16 protein-coding genes are annotated in these 16,252 nt (G+C 68.2%); 8 read left to right on the forward strand and 8 right to left on the reverse strand.

Going from position 1 to position 16,252, the window contains the following annotated elements; all coding sequences use genetic code 11:
• Positions 1-157 precede the first annotated feature (157 nt).
• A complete protein-coding gene (locus ACFWP0_RS15225; RefSeq protein ID WP_377843392.1) occupies positions 158-1,648 on the reverse strand; it encodes a PLP-dependent aminotransferase family protein in 1,491 nt (496 codons plus the stop codon).
• 123 nt (positions 1,649-1,771) lie between these two features.
• On the opposite strand from ACFWP0_RS15225, the gene ACFWP0_RS15230 reads away from it, so the two are divergent.
• Together ACFWP0_RS15230 and ACFWP0_RS15235 are read left to right on the forward strand one after the other, a co-directional pair.
• Positions 1,772-2,500 carry a GNAT family N-acetyltransferase gene (locus ACFWP0_RS15230; RefSeq protein WP_377843394.1) on the forward strand — a complete coding sequence of 243 codons (729 nt, stop codon included), beginning with the start codon at positions 1,772-1,774 and terminating at the stop codon, positions 2,498-2,500.
• Entirely contained in the window at positions 2,491-3,375 is an 885-nt protein-coding gene (locus ACFWP0_RS15235) for a DMT family transporter (protein ID WP_377843395.1), read from the forward strand. Before ACFWP0_RS15230 ends, ACFWP0_RS15235 begins: the two co-directional genes overlap by 10 nt.
• Here the strand turns inward: ACFWP0_RS15235 and ACFWP0_RS15240 are convergent.
• Positions 3,360-4,730: a carotenoid oxygenase family protein gene (locus ACFWP0_RS15240; protein WP_377843397.1), complete on the reverse strand. Its 1,371-nt coding sequence runs from the start codon at positions 4,728-4,730 to the stop codon at positions 3,360-3,362. The two genes, ACFWP0_RS15235 and ACFWP0_RS15240, sit on opposite strands and share 16 nt — an antisense overlap.
• A 291-nt stretch (positions 4,731-5,021) precedes the next feature.
• On the opposite strand from ACFWP0_RS15240, the gene ACFWP0_RS15245 reads away from it, so the two are divergent.
• The 4 genes from ACFWP0_RS15245 (at position 5,022) to ACFWP0_RS15260 (ending at position 8,476) form a co-directional block, all read left to right on the forward strand.
• Positions 5,022-5,525, forward strand: a complete 504-nt coding sequence (locus ACFWP0_RS15245; RefSeq protein ID WP_377843398.1) for a 2,4'-dihydroxyacetophenone dioxygenase family protein — start codon at positions 5,022-5,024, stop codon at positions 5,523-5,525.
• A gap of 75 nt (positions 5,526-5,600) precedes the next feature.
• The gene (locus ACFWP0_RS15250) at positions 5,601-6,140 is read left to right on the forward strand and encodes a VOC family protein (RefSeq protein ID WP_377843399.1); all 540 of its coding nucleotides are present in this window, start codon (positions 5,601-5,603) and stop codon (positions 6,138-6,140) included.
• A 160-nt stretch (positions 6,141-6,300) separates the two neighbouring features.
• Positions 6,301-7,329 carry a LacI family DNA-binding transcriptional regulator gene (locus tag ACFWP0_RS15255; protein WP_377843401.1) on the forward strand — a complete coding sequence of 343 codons (1,029 nt, stop codon included), beginning with the start codon at positions 6,301-6,303 and terminating at the stop codon, positions 7,327-7,329.
• Positions 7,330-7,504: 175 nt separating this feature from the next.
• Positions 7,505-8,476, forward strand: a complete 972-nt coding sequence (locus ACFWP0_RS15260) for a zinc-binding dehydrogenase (protein ID WP_377843402.1) — start codon at positions 7,505-7,507, stop codon at positions 8,474-8,476.
• 138 nt (positions 8,477-8,614) lie between these two features.
• Here the strand turns inward: ACFWP0_RS15260 and ACFWP0_RS15265 are convergent, their stop codons facing one another.
• The 5 genes from ACFWP0_RS15265 to ACFWP0_RS15285 form a co-directional block, all read right to left on the reverse strand.
• The gene (locus tag ACFWP0_RS15265) at positions 8,615-9,049 is read right to left on the reverse strand and encodes an ester cyclase (RefSeq protein ID WP_377843404.1); all 435 of its coding nucleotides are present in this window, start codon (positions 9,047-9,049) and stop codon (positions 8,615-8,617) included.
• Positions 9,050-9,329: 280 nt separating this feature from the next.
• Positions 9,330-10,214: a DMT family transporter gene (locus ACFWP0_RS15270; protein ID WP_377843754.1), complete on the reverse strand. Its 885-nt coding sequence runs from the start codon at positions 10,212-10,214 to the stop codon at positions 9,330-9,332.
• Between the two features lie 56 nt (positions 10,215-10,270).
• Entirely contained in the window at positions 10,271-10,606 is a 336-nt protein-coding gene (locus tag ACFWP0_RS15275; RefSeq protein WP_377843405.1) for a thioredoxin family protein, read from the reverse strand.
• 13 nt (positions 10,607-10,619) lie between these two features.
• Positions 10,620-11,894: a Zn-dependent hydrolase gene (locus ACFWP0_RS15280; protein WP_377843407.1), complete on the reverse strand. Its 1,275-nt coding sequence runs from the start codon at positions 11,892-11,894 to the stop codon at positions 10,620-10,622.
• Positions 11,895-11,978: 84 nt separating this feature from the next.
• Entirely contained in the window at positions 11,979-12,773 is a 795-nt protein-coding gene (locus ACFWP0_RS15285; RefSeq protein ID WP_377843408.1) for an enoyl-CoA hydratase/isomerase family protein, read from the reverse strand.
• A gap of 138 nt (positions 12,774-12,911) precedes the next feature.
• Between ACFWP0_RS15285 and ACFWP0_RS15290 the strand changes: the two genes are divergently transcribed.
• Positions 12,912-13,823, forward strand: a complete 912-nt coding sequence (locus ACFWP0_RS15290; protein WP_377843410.1) for an SDR family oxidoreductase — start codon at positions 12,912-12,914, stop codon at positions 13,821-13,823.
• Here the strand turns inward: ACFWP0_RS15290 and ACFWP0_RS15295 are convergent.
• Positions 13,787-14,512 carry a TetR/AcrR family transcriptional regulator gene (locus tag ACFWP0_RS15295; RefSeq protein WP_377843411.1) on the reverse strand — a complete coding sequence of 242 codons (726 nt, stop codon included), beginning with the start codon at positions 14,510-14,512 and terminating at the stop codon, positions 13,787-13,789. The genes ACFWP0_RS15290 and ACFWP0_RS15295 overlap by 37 nt on opposite strands.
• A 111-nt stretch (positions 14,513-14,623) precedes the next feature.
• On the opposite strand from ACFWP0_RS15295, the gene ACFWP0_RS15300 reads away from it, so the two are divergent.
• Positions 14,624-16,246 (forward strand): acyl-CoA synthetase, encoded by a 1,623-nt coding sequence (locus ACFWP0_RS15300; RefSeq protein ID WP_377843413.1) that lies wholly within the window; start codon positions 14,624-14,626, stop codon positions 16,244-16,246.
• Positions 16,247-16,252 lie beyond the last annotated feature (6 nt).

Genomic DNA, 16,252 nt, shown 5'->3' on the forward strand with positions numbered 1-16,252 from the left:
CAGTCGCCGAAGGCGACAACGAAGATGACGAGGGGGCAGTCCGGAGCGAAGGCTCCGGACCGCAATGGCGGGCGCTCGCAGCCCCACCGCCCGCGCCGCCGGGCGACCTACGAAGCACGTTTGCAACAGCTCCTACGAAGCTCCCACGCAAAAGCCGCTACGAAGCCACCTCCACCGCCACCTCCCGAATCCTCCGCACCAGCGCCGGAAACCGCTCGGCCCCCGTATTCCCGTATCCGATCACCAGCCCGTTATCCTCCGCAAGCGGCGTGATCGCGAACGACGACAGCGCGCTTGGATTCATCCCCATCTTGCGCGCCCGCTCCACGATCGCCACGTCGGAATACGCCGCCGGCAGCCGCACCGTCAGATGCAGCCCGCTGTGTCCGCCCAGCACCTCATGTTCTATTCCCAGGTGCGCGGCCAGCGCGTCGCGCAAGGCGGACTGGCGTTCGCGGTACAGGCGCCGCATGCGGCCCAGGTGGCGCGAGAACTGGCCGTTTTCGATGAAGGCCGCCATCGTCAGCTGCTCCAGCCGGTGGCCGCCGCGCAGCATCTCGGTGATGGACGGCATCGCTTGCGCGGCGATGGCTTCCGGGAGCACCAGGAAGCCCAGGCGCAGGGCCGGGAACATGGTCTTGCTGAACGTGCCTACGTACAGCACCGGCGCGTCCGGCAGCAGGCCCTGCATGGCGGCGATGGGTTCGCCCTGGTGGCGGAATTCGCTGTCGTAGTCGTCCTCGATGATCCAGGCGCCCGCGCGGCGCGCGCGTTCCAGCAGGTCCAGCCGGCGGGTTAGCGACAGCACCGCGCCCGTGGGGTACTGGTGCGTGGGCGTGGTCTGGATCAGCCGGGGCGGCTGCGTGGCCCAAGCGTGTTCCGGAATGACGATGCCGTCGGCATCCACCCGCATGGCGACCACGTCCAGGTCGCCCGCGTGAAAGGCGGCCTTGGCGCCCCGGTAGCCGGGGTCTTCCAGCCAGGCGGTGTCGCCCGGGTTGGTCAGCAGTTGCACGCACAGCGCCAGCGCGCCTTGCGCGCCTTCGGTGATGACGATGCGCGAAGCGTCGCAACGCACGCCTCGCGACACGCGCAGGTACTGGGCGATGGCTTCGCGCAGCGCCGGCTCGCCGACGGGATGCCCGTATCCCAGGGTGGCGGCGGGGGCCGCCTGCAGGGCGCGGTCTTGCGCGCGGCGCCAGGCGTTGATGGGGAACTGGGTGAGGGCCGGCGTGCCGGGCGTCATGGGCACGGAGCCGTCGTGCGCATAGCGCGTGGAGACGATGCGCGTCAGCCGCTTGGCCGTGACGAAAGACTCGGCGGCGGGCGGGGCGGCGGCCTGCTTGGCCGCGCTGCTCGCGGTGGCCGACAGCGGCGCCACGCGCGTGCCCTGGCGGTCGGCGATCACGTAGCCTTCGGCCGTCAGCTGCTCGTAGGCGATCAGCACCGTGTTGCGCGAGATGTCCAGTTCTTCGGACAGCGTGCGCGAGGACGGCAGCTTGCCGCCCGCGGGCAACTGGCCGGCCAGGATGGCCTGCTTCAGGCGCTGGATGAGCTGGCGCTGGCGGGGCGGCGCGCCGGGACCGCGCGAGAGGGGGCTGGACAGCAGGGCGGCGTCTGCCGGATTGCCCAGGGTGGCGTTGATCATGGCCCTATTAAATTCAAGGAACGTGGTGCTTTTTATGATGCCACGATTCCGATATCGTGAGGGCATGCGTGTTGCGCCCGCCACTGCCGGCGGCGCACGCTAACCTGGATGAGGCTTCGTCGCATGCAACCCCGCACCAACGCTTTCCAACAACCCATCGGCCCCGATCTTGCCGGCTGGACGGCGCGCCCGCGTCCTCCGCTGACGCCGGCCCTGGGCCGCTATTGCCGGCTGGAACCCTTGTCGGCCGAGCGCCATGCGGCGGACCTGTACCAGGCATTCAGCCAGGCGCCCGACGACAGCGACTGGACCTACATGAGCGTGGGGCCTTTCGCCGACGCGGCGGTCTACCGGGCGTTCGCCGAAGGCGCCCAGGCGGGCAGCGACCCGCTGCACCACGCCATCATCGACCTGCAGACGGGGCGCGCCATCGGCACGCTGGCGCTGATGCGCATCGACCCGGCCAATGGCGTCATCGAGGTGGGCTTCGTGTCGTTCTCGCGCCAGCTCAAGCGCACCCGCATCGCCACCGAAGCGCAGTTCCTGCTGATGCGCCGCGCCTTCGACGAGCTGGGCTACCGCCGCTACGAATGGAAGTGCGATAGCCTGAACGCGCCGTCGCGCGCCGCCGCGCTGCGGCTGGGCTTCCAGTTCGAGGGCATCTTCCGCCAGGCCACGGTCTACAAGGGCCGCAGCCGCGACACGGCCTGGTTCTCGATCATCGACAGCGAATGGCCCGCCCTGCGCGCGGCCTATGAGCGCTGGCTGAGCCCGGACAACTTCGACGCCGAAGGCAATCAGCGCAAAGGCCTGGCCGAATTGGCCGCCCGGGAAAAGGCCGCGTGCGCCTGATCCCGGTGGCGCTGGCCCTGTTCTGGGGGCTGAACTGGCCGGCGGTGAAGATCATCCTGTCGATCTTCCCGCCGTTCACCCTGCGCGTGCTGGGGCTGGGCAGCGGCGCGCTGCTGCTGTTGCTGCTGGCCGGCGCCAAGCGCGTGCCGCTCCTGCCGCCGCGCAGCGCCTGGCCGGGCATCCTGGTCGGCGGCGTGCTTGCCGTTGCCGTCTTCAACCTGGCGGTGGCCTGGGCGCAGCTGAGCACCAGCACCTCGCGCGCGGCGGTGCTGACCTTCACGATGCCGATGATGTCGGCGGTGCTGGCGTGGCTCGTCCTGAACGAACGCCTGGACCTGCGCCGCGGCCTGGCGCTGCTGCTGGGCGGATGCGGCGTGGCGGTGCTGGCGTGGCCGGTGCTGCATGCGGTCTTCGCCGAGCAGGATCTGGCCGCCGCCAAAGGACTGATCTTTCCGCTGGTTGCCGCCTTGGGCTGGGCCGCCGGAACCGTCTACCTGAAGCGCTGGCCGGTGGCCGGCAACCGTATCGTGGTGACGGCATGGCAGCTGGTGGTCGGCGCAAGCTGCGCGCTGGCCGGCGCGCTGATCGCCGGCGAATCGTTTCCGACGCAAGGCTGGAACGTCCGCGTGGCGGGGGCGCTGTCGTTTCACATCATCCTGGGCACGGCCGTGGCGTACTGGCTATGGTTCGTGCTGAGCGAACGGGTCAGCGCCACCGTGGCCGCGCTGACCACGCTGATGGTGCCCGTGGTCGGGGTGCTTGGGGCGATGGTGCTGGTGGGGGACCGCCCCGGCGCGGCGGATTGGTGGGGCTTCGGGTTCGTGCTGGCCGGGGCGGCGCTGATCGTGCTGAATCTGGGTCAGCGGCGCGGATGATCCGAACGGGCCGGCGTGGCCGGCATCCATGAGCCATGCAGGCCCGCCGGCACGCGGCGGGGCAGGCGTACCTGCGCCACGGGGCCCGCCGCCAGGTCGCGGGCGTCCAGCACCATGAACCAGCCGCGTTCGTCGTGTTCGGCGTGCACAAAGGACAGGATGTAGCCGTCCGCCTCACCGGCGCCGCCGGGGTCGGCGGCGAATACCGGCTCGCACGCGGTCTGACCCGCGGGCAGGCGAAAGACGGTCTTGGCGCCGGTAGTCATGTCGTAGCGCGCAAATGCCTCGAAGGCGCCGGGCTGCGGGGTTTCGCCCGGGCGGGGGGCGCGCAGGCCGACATAGCAATAGCGCGCGCGCCGGCCCAGCCAGGCGTCGTTGATGCGGCCAAACTCGCACGGCTGGTCGTCCAGCGCCTGGTCTTCCACGCGGCCGCTGTCCATATGGACGCGCAGGCGGTGCAGTTCCAGGCGCTTGCGCGCGCCCGGCCCGTAGCCGTCGTACCAGGGCATCACGGCCTCGATCACATCGCCGTCCGTGTGGGCATTGGCGATGTGCCAGTTGAAAAACGGCTCCGTCTGAATCCACCGGATCTGTCCCGGGTCCGTGCAGTCGCGCGGGATCAGCAGGATGCGCGTGCCGCGCCGGGGCTCCCAGGCGGGCGCTGCCGGTCCGCGGCTGAAATCGAAAACCAGCGGGCACAGGAACGCCGCCACATGGGTGGACGTCAGGCCGATGTCGTGGATCAATCCCGGCCATGGCGACGCGAACCGCAGCTGGCGGTCCACCTGGCCGCTCGCGTTCACGCGCAGGTACTCCAGGGTTCCCGCCGCCAGATCGTAGTTGACCGCCAGCATTTCTCCGCTGGCCGGATCGACCTTGGGATGCGCGGAAAGCGAACCGGCAAGCCTGCCCTGGAGCGTGTCCGGCCCGACCGTCGACAAGGAATCGTCCATTTCATAGGGGCAGCCCCCCTCATACAGCGCAAGTATCTTGCCGGCGTGGCGCAGGACGTTGGTGTTGGCAAGGTTGGCTTGCGGCGGCGGGGCGAAGGTGGGGTTGTAGATGCGGTGGCCGGCCTGCCGCTCTTCCTGCAGCTCGCGAGTCAGCACCCAGCGGTTCCGGTAGCGCGCGCGGCCGGCGTCCAGATACAGGGCATGGACCATGCCGGTGCCGTCATATGGGTAGGCGTAGCCCGGGCCGGGCTCGAACTGCGGGTTGGGGCCGTTGCGCATGAACACGCCGTTCAGGCAAGCGGGTAGGGCTCCGTCCACCTGCAGGTCCGTGTCGTTGCGTTCGTCGAAGACGGGGGCAAAGGCGTTTGTGAGCGCCGGGTTGTCGCTGTGCCAAGGTTGCATGATGCCTCCTGGAGTGCCGTTTACGCATACTAGCCGGGGTCCGGGCATGGGCAATAGCGTCGTAGCGGGAAAAAGAAAAAACGTTTCTCTATTTGTCGTCGGTGCGGTTGGGACGCGCCACCCGGTCCCGCTTCCGGCACAGGTCTATCTGCTGAAAACGCGGGTTTACCATAATTCAAGTCGCCTTTTTGTTGCTCCAGAATGAGTGGAAACGTTTCCTCTTCGTCGCGGCGCTTGCGGCTGGCGACGCTTGCGGACGATTGAACCATCACCTATTGCCGGAGAACACGCATGGCACTGCCCAGCGCTATCACCAAGCAGGAGCGGTTGTTGACCGTGAATATCAACGATGCCATCGAATTCGCGGGCTCGGAACCGGGTTCGACCATCATCCCGCTGTTCCTGGACCGGGAAAACGGAGTGTGGGTGCTTTACGGAAAATTCGAGCCCGGCACCACGCTCCCGCCTCACTTTCACACTGGGACGGTTCATTTTTTCACGACCAAGGGCGAGTGGAACTATGCCGAATACCCGCAGGACCCGCAGACCGCCGGCAGCTACCTGTATGAGCCGGGCGGCTCCGTCCATACGTTTTCGGTGCCCGCCGACGCCAAGGAAGCCGCCGAGGGATTCATGGTGGTCTATGGCGCAAACGTCATCTTTGATGGAGAGGAATATCGCAGCGTGCGCGACGCGGGCGCCATCGAGGACAGCATCCTGGCCGCCGTGACGCGCGGCGAGCGCCCGATGCCCATGTACATCCGGCCCAAGGGCGGGGCGGATTTCAGCAAGTAGGCGGCGGGGGCGGGAGCGCCGGCGCCGTGCCGGCGCAAGAAGCGATGTCCCGCGACGCAAACCAAGGAGACACAGATGAGCTTGAAGTTCGGCGCCGTGCGCCAGGTGGGCTATGTCGTTGCCGACATCGAAAAGGCAATGGAGCATTGGGCATCCAAGCTGGGCGTGGGGCCCTGGTTCTATAAAGAGGACGTCGGCACGACCGAATTCCGCTACTACGGCAAGACGTCCACGCCCCCCAGGCTGTCGATCGCCCTGGCCAACTCCGGCGACCTGCAGCTTGAACTGATCCAGCAACGGGACGACGCGCCATCGCTGTACCTGGACACGCTCAAGCGCGGCGGCGAAGGCGCCCAGCACATTGCCTACTGGACGGTGGACGACTTCGACAAGATCTGCGCCCAACTGCTGGAAGCGGGCTACGTGGAGGGGCATGGCGGCCGCATGGGCATGCGCGGACGCTTCGCGTACTTCGTCAATCCGGAGCTGCCCAGCGGGATGATCGAGATTTCCGAAATGAAAGGCGGCAAGGGCGAATACTTCGCGCAAGTGAAGCGCGCCTGCGAGGCTTGGGACGGCAAGGAGCGCGTCCGCGCGATTCCTCCGCCTCGCTGACGGGCGCCCGCGCGGCGCGCCGCCATGATCGCGGCGGCATGCGTATTCCGGCGGCGCGGGTCCGGCCGGAATACCTCATGCCTGTGCATGGAAACGTTTTGGCCTTTCCGCTACTATACGTAGCCATGATGACCTTGAACGTTACGCTGGCGGTGTCCCGATGAAGCCCCGCATCACGATCCGCGAAGTGGCCAAGGAGGCCGGCGTATCGATTGGCACCGCCTCGCGCGCATTGAACCGCGCCGGCCGCGTCAGCGAGAAGGCCATTGCCGATGTCACCCGCGCCGCCCGGCGCCTGGGCTACGAGCCCGACGCCATCGCGCGCAGCATGCGCACCCGCTCCTCCGGCGTCATCGGCCTGCTGGTATCGGACCTGGCCAACCCCCTGTACGCCCGCATCATCACCTCGATCGAATCCGCGCTGCAGGCGGCGGGCTATGCGCTGCTGCTGGCCAGCACGCACAACGACGGAAAGCGCGAAAAGGCGATGATCGACCTGTTCCGCGCGCGCCGGGTCGACGGCCTGGTGCTGGGGCCTTGCGAGACCGAAACACCTAAATACCTGGAACAGCTGCGCAGCGAGCTGCCGGTGGTGGCGCTGGACCGGGACTTCGGGCCTTCCGCATCCGGCGTGCATGTCGATCACTACAACGGCGCGGTGCAGGCTACCCGCTACCTCCTGAACCTGGGGCACACCCGGGTGGCGCTGTTGACGCCTGGCAGCGTGCTGCGCCCGGGGCGCGAACGCATCGCGGGCTTCCAGGAAGCCTTCCGCGAACACAATCTGACGCCCGTGCCCAAGCTGATCCGAGGCGAACGCTCGGCCATGGATTTCGCGTTCAGCGAAGCCCTGTCGCTGCTGTCGTCCCCGGAAGCCCCCACGGCCTTTCTCTGCCTTGGCACGCGCATCCTGTCGGGCGTGCTGCAGGCGCTGCGCCACACCGGCCGCTCGGTTCCCGACGACGTCAGCGTGATCAGCATCGGCGACACCGACCTGTCGCAGCTGTTCAGCCCCAGCATCACGTCGCTGACCTGGGACCTGGAGGTGGTCGGCACCGTCGCCGCCCAGTTGCTGCTGAAGCAGCTGGACCGGGAAGCGGTTGCGGAACCCGAGCGCATCCTGATCACGACGCAACTTGTGCTGCGCGAATCCTGCGGCCCCGTCAAGCGCGCCGCGGCCTCCGCCTGACGGCTCCCGCGCGTGCAAGCCCCGCCTGGGGGGCGCCTCATCTTCCCTATTGTTTTGTCGTCGCCGGTTCGATGTTTCCTGCGGGAACGCGACCGCGCATTAGCGCTTGCCAGTGCTGCGGAAACGTTTCTACAATCAAGGCAGGAAACCCAGAAACCATCGGAGGTGACAACTCATGAAGGCTGCCGTACGTACCGGGACAGGACTGGCAATTGCACAAGTCCCCATTCCGGAACCCAAGCCCACTGAAATCCTGGTCAAGGTGCGCGCCAGCTCCCTGAACCGCGCGGACCTGTCGCTGGTCGACGGCAAGGCTCACGGCGCCCACGGGGGAGCCGGCACGGTGCTGGGGCTGGAGTGGTCGGGCGATGTCGTCAAGGTGGGCGCCGAGGTTCAGGCCTACAAGCCCGGCGACAAAGTGATGTGTTCGGGCATGGGGGGATTCGCCGAGTACGCGGTGACGGATTGGCGCCGCGCGTTTCCCTTTCCCGATGCCGCCATGGACTACGAAACCGCGGCTTGCCTGCCGGTGGCATTGCGCACCGCGCACACGTCCATCGCGGTCACGGGACAATTGCAGAAAGGGCAGTCGGTCATGATCCTGGGGGCGTCGTCCGGCGTGGGCCTGATGAGCCTGCAGGTCGCCAGGCTGCTGGGCGCGGGCCTGGTCATCGGAACGTCGACCAAGCCGGAGCGGCGCGAGCGCCTGAAGGACTTTGGCGCGGACGTTGCGCTCGACAGCAATGACCGCGCCTGGGTGCGGCAGGTCCAGGCCCGAACGGAAAGCCAGGGCGTGGACCTGCTGATCGACTTTCTGGCCGGTCCGTTGATCAACGACAGCATGCGCGCCGTCGCCATTGCGGGGCGCATCGTGAACGTCGGCCGCATGGCCGGCGAAACCGGCCAGTTCGACTTCGACCTGCATTCGATGCGCCGCATCCAGTACCTGGGAATGACGTTCCGCACGCGCACGCCGGAGGATTTCGGCGTGATCGCGCAACGCGTTCAAGAGGCATTCTGGCCGGCGCTGCGGGCCGGCGGCCTGCGCCTGCCCATCGATGCGCGCTTGCCGCTGGACGACGTGCTGGAGGCCACGGAGCTGATGCGCCGCAATGCGCATTTCGGCAAGATCGTGCTGACGCAGTAACGCCGGAGAAGGCGCGGCCCCTGCGCGCCGGAACCGGCGTCCAGGGGCCGCGCCTTGGAACCAGGCGCGCGCCGCTGCTTGTGCAGCGCGCGCGGCCGGACTAGGGCCTGTGCGCGGCTCCTTGAGTGTGAGCAGGCCCTAGATCAGACCCAAGGCGCGCAGCTTTGCGTCCGGCGCCGAGTAGGGGCGTTCACAGACGATCTTGTCCGAGTCGGGAGCGAATTCGAAGGTGGCGGCAATGCGCACGCTGAACTCCCGGCCGGTGGGCGCATAGGTCTTGCCGTCCGCGGTCAGGGGCCCGAGATGCGTGCCGCGCAGCCAGAACTCCACCAGCACCGTGTCGCCGTCGGCGGCAATCGCGATGATCTCGTTGCGCAGGTCGGGAAACGGCACGCGCGAGGAATAGAAATAGCCGCGGACCTCGTCTTCTCCATCGAATACCGCGCCGCTGCCGTGCATTTCGTAGCGCGGATGCTTGAACGTCGCTATGACCGCATCCCATTCGTGCGTGCATTCAAGCGCCATGTGATCGCGAACCGTCTTGATGCGTGCTGCCGCCAGGTCTTGAGACATCCTGCCTCTCCGTGAAAAACAAGTGTTAATGGAAACGTTTCTACAAGAATAGGAGATAAGGACGCAGGCGCGCAATAGCGGAAATTAAGGGACTTCCCTGTGTTTCTTCGAACCGAGTTTTGTTCTAGGGAAAAACGTTTCTATGGCTTGGCCTGGAGAGGCCGGCGCAGGTTGGGAGAGAAGGGGGGCCGCGCGTGGCGGGCGGCCGAAGCTTGCCGGCGGCGTGCGGCGGCCGGTAAAGGCGTGGCGGGCGGCCGCCAGCGCCGGGACGCGCCTCTCGCTATCGCCGGCGCAGCAGGTCCCTGAGCATCTCGGCGCCGCTCACCAGGGTGATCCCGGCCAGCACCATCGCCGCGCCGGCCGCGAAGCCCGCGTCCAGCGGCTCGTCCAGGATCAGCACGCCGAAGCTCACGCCGAACAGCGGCGTCATGAAGGACAGGATCGACAGGCGCGACGCCAGGTAGCGGCGCAGCAGCCAGAACCACGCCAGATAGCTGGACAGCGCGACCACCACCGACTGGAAGGCCACGCTGAGCACCGCGGCCTGCGTGTACCGGATGCCATCATGGCCGGTGGCGACGGCAAACGCCAGCAGGCCCACGGACGCCACGGCCATCTGATAAAGCAGGGTCTTGGCGGGCGCGGCTTCGGACAGAGAGCTCTTGCGGATCGCCACGGTGGTGGCGCCCCACAGCAGGCCCGCCATCAGTCCCATCGCGTCGCCCAGCAGCATGTCGCCGGCGTCCGGCTGGCCGGCCTGCGGGCTGCCCTTGCCCAGGAAGGCGACGGCGATGCCGCAGAACGCGATCGCCACGCCCAGCCATTGCAGCGGCTTCATGCGCTCTTCGGGCAGCAGCCAGTGCAGGCCCAGCGCCGCGAAGATGGGCGCGGTGTACAGGAACACGGACATGTGCGAGGCCGTGGTGTGGACCAGGCCTTGGGCGACGAACAGGAATTCGCCCGCGAACAGCAGGCCCACGAGCAGGCCGGGCAGGGCGGTGCCGTCGCTGAAGGCGCGCAGGCCTTCGCGCCGCCACACCACCACGGCCAGCACCAGCGCGGCGAAGGTCGAACGCAGGCCGATCTGCATGATGGGCGCCACGTCGTCGGCCACCAGCTTGATCGCGATCTGCTGAAAGCCCCAGCACACGCACAACAGCAGCATGGCGCTGGTGGCCAGCGCGTCCAGCGGCTGGCGCAGCGGTTTCGCGGCCGCCGCGCTCACGGCAGTTCGGCGGGGTAGCTGTCCAGCGCCAGGCCGATCTGCTGGCGCAGGTCCCATTCCGCCAGCGTCGATTGGACCGGTCCGAAGAAGGCGCCGTCGCGGGCGACGAACATGGCGGGCAGGTGGAAGACTTCGTAGCGCTCGACCAGGCCGCGGTTGTCGCCCGCGTCCACCCAGCACAGGCGTTCCACGGGCAGCTCCAGTCCGGGCAGCTGTTCGCGCGCGATGCGGCAGGCGCCGCAGGTGCGGCTGTGAAAGACCAGCAGCGACAGGCCGGGCGCGTCCAGCAGGAAGCGGTCGGCGGTGCTGTCGTTGAGTTCTATCTGTTCCATGGGTTTTCTGACCTCAGCCGCGCAGCACGCGGTCCAGTTCCAGCACCGATTGATAGAGCACGCGGGCGCCGTCCAGCAGTTGCGCGGGTTCGATCCACTCTTCCGGGCAGTGGCTGCGACCGTTCAGGCAGGGGATGAAGATCATGCCGATAGGGCCGGTGGGCGCCATGTACACGGCGTCGTGGCCCGCGCCGCTGGGCAGCCGCATGGACGCGTAGCCGAGCTGGTCGGCGGCGGCCTTGACCGCGTCCATGACCAGCGGCGAACAGTCGGTGGGCTGGGCGCGGCTCAACTGCGTGAAGTGGGCCGTCAGGCGCAGCGCCGTGAGGTCGCCGGCCACGCCGGCCATCAGCGTTTCCGGAAAGGCGTCCAGAACGGCGTTGCTGTCGCTGCGCATTTCCAGCGTCAGTTCGACGCGGCCGGGCACGGCGTTGGCGGCGTTGGGCGTCATGGACAGGCGGCCCACGGTGGCCACCACATAGTGCGGGTTGCCGCTGGCGGCGCTGGCCTGGCGGCTGGCTGCGTCGATGATGCGGGCGGCGCCCACCAGCGCATCGCGGCGGATGTCCATGGGCGTGGTGCCGGCGTGGTCGGGCTGGCCTTCCACGACGATCAGCACCCGGCGGATGCCGACGATGTTGGTGACCACGCCGATCGGCAGCTTGCGGCTTTCCAGCACGGGGCCTTGCTCGATGTGCAGCTCGACGAAGGCGGCGGTATCGCCCGCGCGGCGCAGCGGCGCGCCCAGCGCGGCCGGGTCGCCGCCGATGCGCGCGATGCCCTGCGCCAGCGTCTCGCCGTCCGGATTGCAGGCGGCCAGCATGTCGGCGGTGAGCTGGCCGCACAGCGCGCGGCTGCCCACGCAGGAGATGCCGTAGTCGCTGGGCTCTTCGGACAGGAAGTCGATGACTTCGAAGGGGTGGTCGAGTTCGATGCCATGTTCGCGCATCGTGTGCGCGACTTCAATGCCGGCCAGCACGCCGATGATGCCGTCGAAGCGGCCGCCGCTCATCACGGTGTCGCAATGCGAGCCGGTGGCGATGGGCTTGCGCGAGGAGTCGCGTCCGGCGCGCGTGCCGACCAGGTTGCCGCCCGCGTCCAGGCGAGTGGCCAGCCCGGCGGCTTCGAATTCCCCGCGCAGCCAGGCGCGGGCGTCGCTGAACAGCGGCGAGAAGGCGCGGCGCGTCCAGGGGACGTCGGGCAGGGTGAAGCGGGAGAGGGTTTCAACGCGGGCCCAGAGGCGCTCGGCGTTCAGGGGGGGAAAGACGGGCGGTGTTGCGTGCGGCATGAGGATTCCTGAAGGTGCGCCATGGATTATGGCACCAAAGGCCGCGCTGCCTGGCGGCGCACCGTTCAGGGGGGCCGGCTGCGCCTACGTCGCCTGCCGCCAGGAAGGCTCGCGCTTTTCCAGGAAGGCCGTCACGCCTTCCCTGGCCTCGCCGGTGCTTCGGATGGCGGCGATGCGTTCGACGGTGTCGGCGATCAGCGCGGCGTCCACGGGCCGGCCGGCGAAGTCGCGCACCAGCCGCTTGCTGGCCTGGACCGCGCCGGGGCCGTTGGCGCACAGCCCGCGGCAGATCGCCTCGGCGGCATCGGGCAGCTGCGCAAGCGGAACCGCGTCGTGCACCAGCCCGAGCCGCAACGCGGTGGCGGCGTCGAACCGTTCCGCCGTCAGGAAGTATCGGTTGGCCGCGCGTTCGCCCATGGCGCGGATCACGTAGGGGCTGATGGTGGCGGGCAGCAGGCCCAGCCGCGTTTCGGACAGGCAGAAGTGCGCGCTGTCCGCGGCGATGGCGATGTCGCAGGCCGCCACCAGGCCCATGCCTCCCGCATAGGCGTCGCCGTTGACGCAGGCCACGACCGGCTTGGGGCAGGACCAGATCGCGTGCAGCATGTCCGCCAGCCGCGTGGCGTCGGCGCGGTTCTCGGCGTCGGTCAGCGTGGCCATCTTGCGCATCCAGTTCAGGTCGCCGCCGGCGCAGAAGGCCTTGCCCGCGCCGGTGAGCAGCAGGACGCGCACCTGCGGGTCATCGGCGGCCGCTTTCACCGCGTCCGTCAGCGCGGCGATCAGGGTGTCGTCGAAAGCGTTGCGCATGTCCGGGCGGTTCAGCGTCAGCCGGGCGATGGGGCCGTCCAGGGCAAGGTCCAGCGTTGCGGTCAGCGTCATGCGTGGTCTCCTGTTTTTTTGACTATAGCTCAATTGTTAGTCGGTCCCGATGGAATGATTTCATGAGGAAAGTTGAAATTCCGTAGCTCGATCCGATTATGTATTGAGTTATCCTCAATAAAAATAATGGAGAGAGACATGAGCCAGCAGGCAGGCGGCCCGGCCGCGGATCAGCGCTACGAGTCGGTGTTCCGGCCCGGCCTGTTCAAGGACAAGACCATCCTGGTGACCGGGGGCGGCAGCGGCCTGGGCCGATGCACGGCGCACGAGCTGGCGGCACTGGGCGCGGGCCTGGCGCTGGTGGGGCGCAAGCCGGAAAAGCTGCAGGCGGCCGGCCAGGAGATCGCCCGGATCTACCCCGAGGCGGCCGGGCGCATCAGCCTGCATCCCTGCGATATCCGGGACGAGGCCGGCGTGCGCGGCGCGGTGGCGGACGCCTTGGCGGCGCACGGCGCCATCGACGGCCTGTTCAACTGCGCGGGCGGACAGTTTCCCGCGGCGCTGGACCGCATCAGCTTCAATGGCTGGAACGCCGTGGTGCAGAACAACCTGCATGGCACCTTCCTGATGGCGCGCGAGGTCTATACGCAGCATATGCGCCAGCACGGAGGCGCCATCGTGAACATGCTGGCCGATATCTGGGGCGGCATGCCGGGCATGGGCCATTCGGGCGCGGCGCGCGCCGGGGTGTGGAACCTGACCGAGACGGCGGCCTGCGAATGGGCGCATGCCGGAGTGCGCGTCAATGCGGTGGCGCCGGGCTGGATCGCCTCCAGCGGCATGGACAGCTATGACGACAGCTACCGCGCCGTGCTGCGCGACCTGAAGGCCAAGGTGCCGCTGCAGCGCTTCGGCACCGAGGCCGAGCTGGCCGCGGCAGTGGTTTTCCTGCTGTCGCCGGCCGCGGCGTTCATCAACGGCAGCGTCATCCGGGTGGATGGCGGCGTGCCCAATGCGCGGCATTCCTGGACCTTGCAGCCCGCCGAACGCGGCGAGGCCTACAACGGCTTTCCTCAGTACGCGCCGCCGTCGCTGTTCTCGGAAGACTGAAGGCGATGCAGCGCGTCTTGCACTTCGCCGCGGAACTGCGCCAGCGCCAGCGCGTTTTGCTGCGGCGGCTGCAAGGCCTGCCACAGAAAGCCGACCAGCTGGTCGGCGATGGCGGCCACGTCGCCGCGCGCGCCGCGCAGGATCGCGTCCCACAGCACATGCTCCATCGGGCCATAGACCGCCGACCGCAGCAGCCGCAGCGGCATGTCCTGGCGGATGTCGCCGTCCGCCTGGCCCTGGGCCAGGATGCGCATCAGCGGCGCGGTGTAGCGGCGCTGCAGTTCGGCGTAGATCTCGCCGAAGTCGTCGTTGCGCGCGCGCCCCTCGGACAGGATGAACGCGCACAGGCCCGGTCCCTCGGCCAGCAGGTGGCGCAGATGCGTATGCACCAGGTAATGGAGCTGGGCCCGCGCGCCGTGCACGTGCGGCAGGGCGTCCTCCACCTTGGCGATGATCTCGTCGTACCAGTCGCTGACCACCCGCACGCAGAGTTCGCGCTTGCCCCCGAAGTAGGTGAACACCGTGGCTTCGGACACGCCCAGGCGCTGCGCGATCTCGGTCGTGGTGGCCGCCTGGAAGCCGGCTTCGGAGAAGACCTGGCGCGCGACGCGCAGGATGTCCCGGATGCGTTGTTCGGACTTGGCGCTGGCCGGCGGACGGCGCATGGGGACGGCGGGGTTTTTTTCCATTCGGGCCGGAAGGTTGCGGGTGGGCGGGGCTTATTATTGAGACAGGGCCAATTTTGCGCTGAATTGAGCAGCCCTGGATTACCCATAACATAACAACATCAGAGACAAACCATGCTGTCCAGAGCCGATTCCTATACGCAGCTCGTGTCCGGATTCCAATGGCAGGTGCCGGCGGCCTACAACATCGGCGTCGACGCCTGCGACAAATGGGCCGACGGCAGCGGCCGGCTGGCGCTGATCTACGAGAAAAGCGACGGCGCGCAGACGCGCTATACCTTTGACGAGATCAAGGCGCAGTCCAACCGGCTGGCGCACAGCCTGGAGCGCCACGGCATCAAGCGCGGCGACCGCGTGGCCATCTATCTGCCGCAGGCGCCCGAGACCGCCGTCACCCATATCGCCGTCTACAAGATGGGAGCGGTGGCGGTGCCGCTGTTCACCCTGTTCGGCGTGGACGCCATCCAATACCGGCTGGCCAACAGCGGCGCGGCGGCGCTGGTGACCGACGCGGAGGGCTGCCGCAAGCTGCGCGAGATCCGCGCCGGCCTGCCGGACCTGAAAGTGGTCTATTGCATCGATGGCGGGGACGAAGACGAGGCCGTGCCGTTCCATCCCGCGCTGGCGTTCGAGTCCGACGCCTATGAGCCGGCGCAAACGGCGGCCGACGATCCGGCCGTCATCATCTACACCTCGGGCACCACCGGCAAGCCCAAGGGCGCGCTGCATGCGCATCGCGTCCTGCCCGGGCACCTGCCCGGCGTGGAAATGTCGCACGAGTTCTTTCCGGAGAACGCCGCGCTGATGTGGACCCCGGCGGACTGGGCCTGGATCGGCGGGCTGCTGGACGTGCTGCTGCCGTCCTGGCACCACGGCGTGCCGGTGCTGGCCCGCCGCTTCGAGAAATTCGACGGGGCCGGCGCCCTGGAACTGATGGCGCGCCACGGCGTGACGCACACTTTCCTGCCGCCCACTGCCCTGAAGATGATGCGCGGCTGCGCCTGGCCCGACGCCGCCGGACCGCGGGCGCTGCGTTCGGTGGCCAGCGGCGGCGAGTCGCTGGGCGCGGAACTCATCGACTGGGGCCGCCGCGTGCTGGGCGTGACCATCAATGAGTTCTACGGCCAGACCGAATGCAATATGCTGGTGTCGTCGTGCTCGTCGCTGTTCGACCCCTGCGTTGGAGCGATCGGGCGCGCCGCGCCGGGCCATCGCGTCGCTATTGTGGATGACCAGGGCGCTGAAGTGGCGGATGGACAGGAGGGCAATATAGGCGTAAAGCGGCCGGACCCGGTCATGTTCCTGGGCTATTGGAACAACCCGGAGGCGACCGCCGAGAAATTCGCGGGAGACTACCTGCTGACCGGCGACCTCGGCGTGCGCGACGCGGAAGGATTCATCCGCTTCGTCGGCCGCAACGACGACGTCATCACCAGCGCCGGCTACCGCATCGGCCCGGCGCCCATCGAGGACTGCCTGATCGGCCACCCCGCGGTCCGGATGGCGGCGGTGGTGGGCGTGCCGGATGCCGAGCGCACCGAGATCGTGATGGCCTATGTGGTGCTCAACGAGGGATTCGAGGGCGACGAGGCGCTGGTCAGGGCGCTGCAGGCGCATGTGCGCACGCGGCTGGCGGCCCATGAATACCCGCGCGCGATCCGCTTTGTAACCAGTTTGCCGACCACCGCCACCGGCAAGATTATCCGCAGGGAGTTGCGCGGCGGGACTTATGCTTGAGCCGTC

The organism is Achromobacter sp. NPDC058515 (assembly GCF_042721735.1).
Lineage (GTDB): Bacteria > Pseudomonadota > Gammaproteobacteria > Burkholderiales > Burkholderiaceae_B > Achromobacter.

Coding starts and splice junctions, on each gene's coding strand:
- ACFWP0_RS15225 (WP_377843392.1), bottom strand. CDS start 1,648: ATGATCAACGCCACCCTGGGCAATCCGGCAGACGCCGCCCTGCTGTCC.
- ACFWP0_RS15230 (WP_377843394.1), top strand. CDS start 1,772: ATGCAACCCCGCACCAACGCTTTCCAACAACCCATCGGCCCCGATCTT.
- ACFWP0_RS15240 (WP_377843397.1), bottom strand. CDS start 4,730: ATGCAACCTTGGCACAGCGACAACCCGGCGCTCACAAACGCCTTTGCC.
- ACFWP0_RS15245 (WP_377843398.1), top strand. CDS start 5,022: ATGGCACTGCCCAGCGCTATCACCAAGCAGGAGCGGTTGTTGACCGTG.
- ACFWP0_RS15250 (WP_377843399.1), top strand. CDS start 5,601: ATGAGCTTGAAGTTCGGCGCCGTGCGCCAGGTGGGCTATGTCGTTGCC.
- ACFWP0_RS15255 (WP_377843401.1), top strand. CDS start 6,301: ATGAAGCCCCGCATCACGATCCGCGAAGTGGCCAAGGAGGCCGGCGTA.
- ACFWP0_RS15260 (WP_377843402.1), top strand. CDS start 7,505: ATGAAGGCTGCCGTACGTACCGGGACAGGACTGGCAATTGCACAAGTC.
- ACFWP0_RS15265 (WP_377843404.1), bottom strand. CDS start 9,049: ATGTCTCAAGACCTGGCGGCAGCACGCATCAAGACGGTTCGCGATCAC.
- ACFWP0_RS15270 (WP_377843754.1), bottom strand. CDS start 10,214: ATGCTGCTGTTGTGCGTGTGCTGGGGCTTTCAGCAGATCGCGATCAAG.
- ACFWP0_RS15275 (WP_377843405.1), bottom strand. CDS start 10,606: ATGGAACAGATAGAACTCAACGACAGCACCGCCGACCGCTTCCTGCTG.
- ACFWP0_RS15280 (WP_377843407.1), bottom strand. CDS start 11,894: ATGCCGCACGCAACACCGCCCGTCTTTCCCCCCCTGAACGCCGAGCGC.
- ACFWP0_RS15285 (WP_377843408.1), bottom strand. CDS start 12,773: ATGACGCTGACCGCAACGCTGGACCTTGCCCTGGACGGCCCCATCGCC.
- ACFWP0_RS15290 (WP_377843410.1), top strand. CDS start 12,912: ATGAGCCAGCAGGCAGGCGGCCCGGCCGCGGATCAGCGCTACGAGTCG.
- ACFWP0_RS15295 (WP_377843411.1), bottom strand. CDS start 14,512: ATGGAAAAAAACCCCGCCGTCCCCATGCGCCGTCCGCCGGCCAGCGCC.
- ACFWP0_RS15300 (WP_377843413.1), top strand. CDS start 14,624: ATGCTGTCCAGAGCCGATTCCTATACGCAGCTCGTGTCCGGATTCCAA.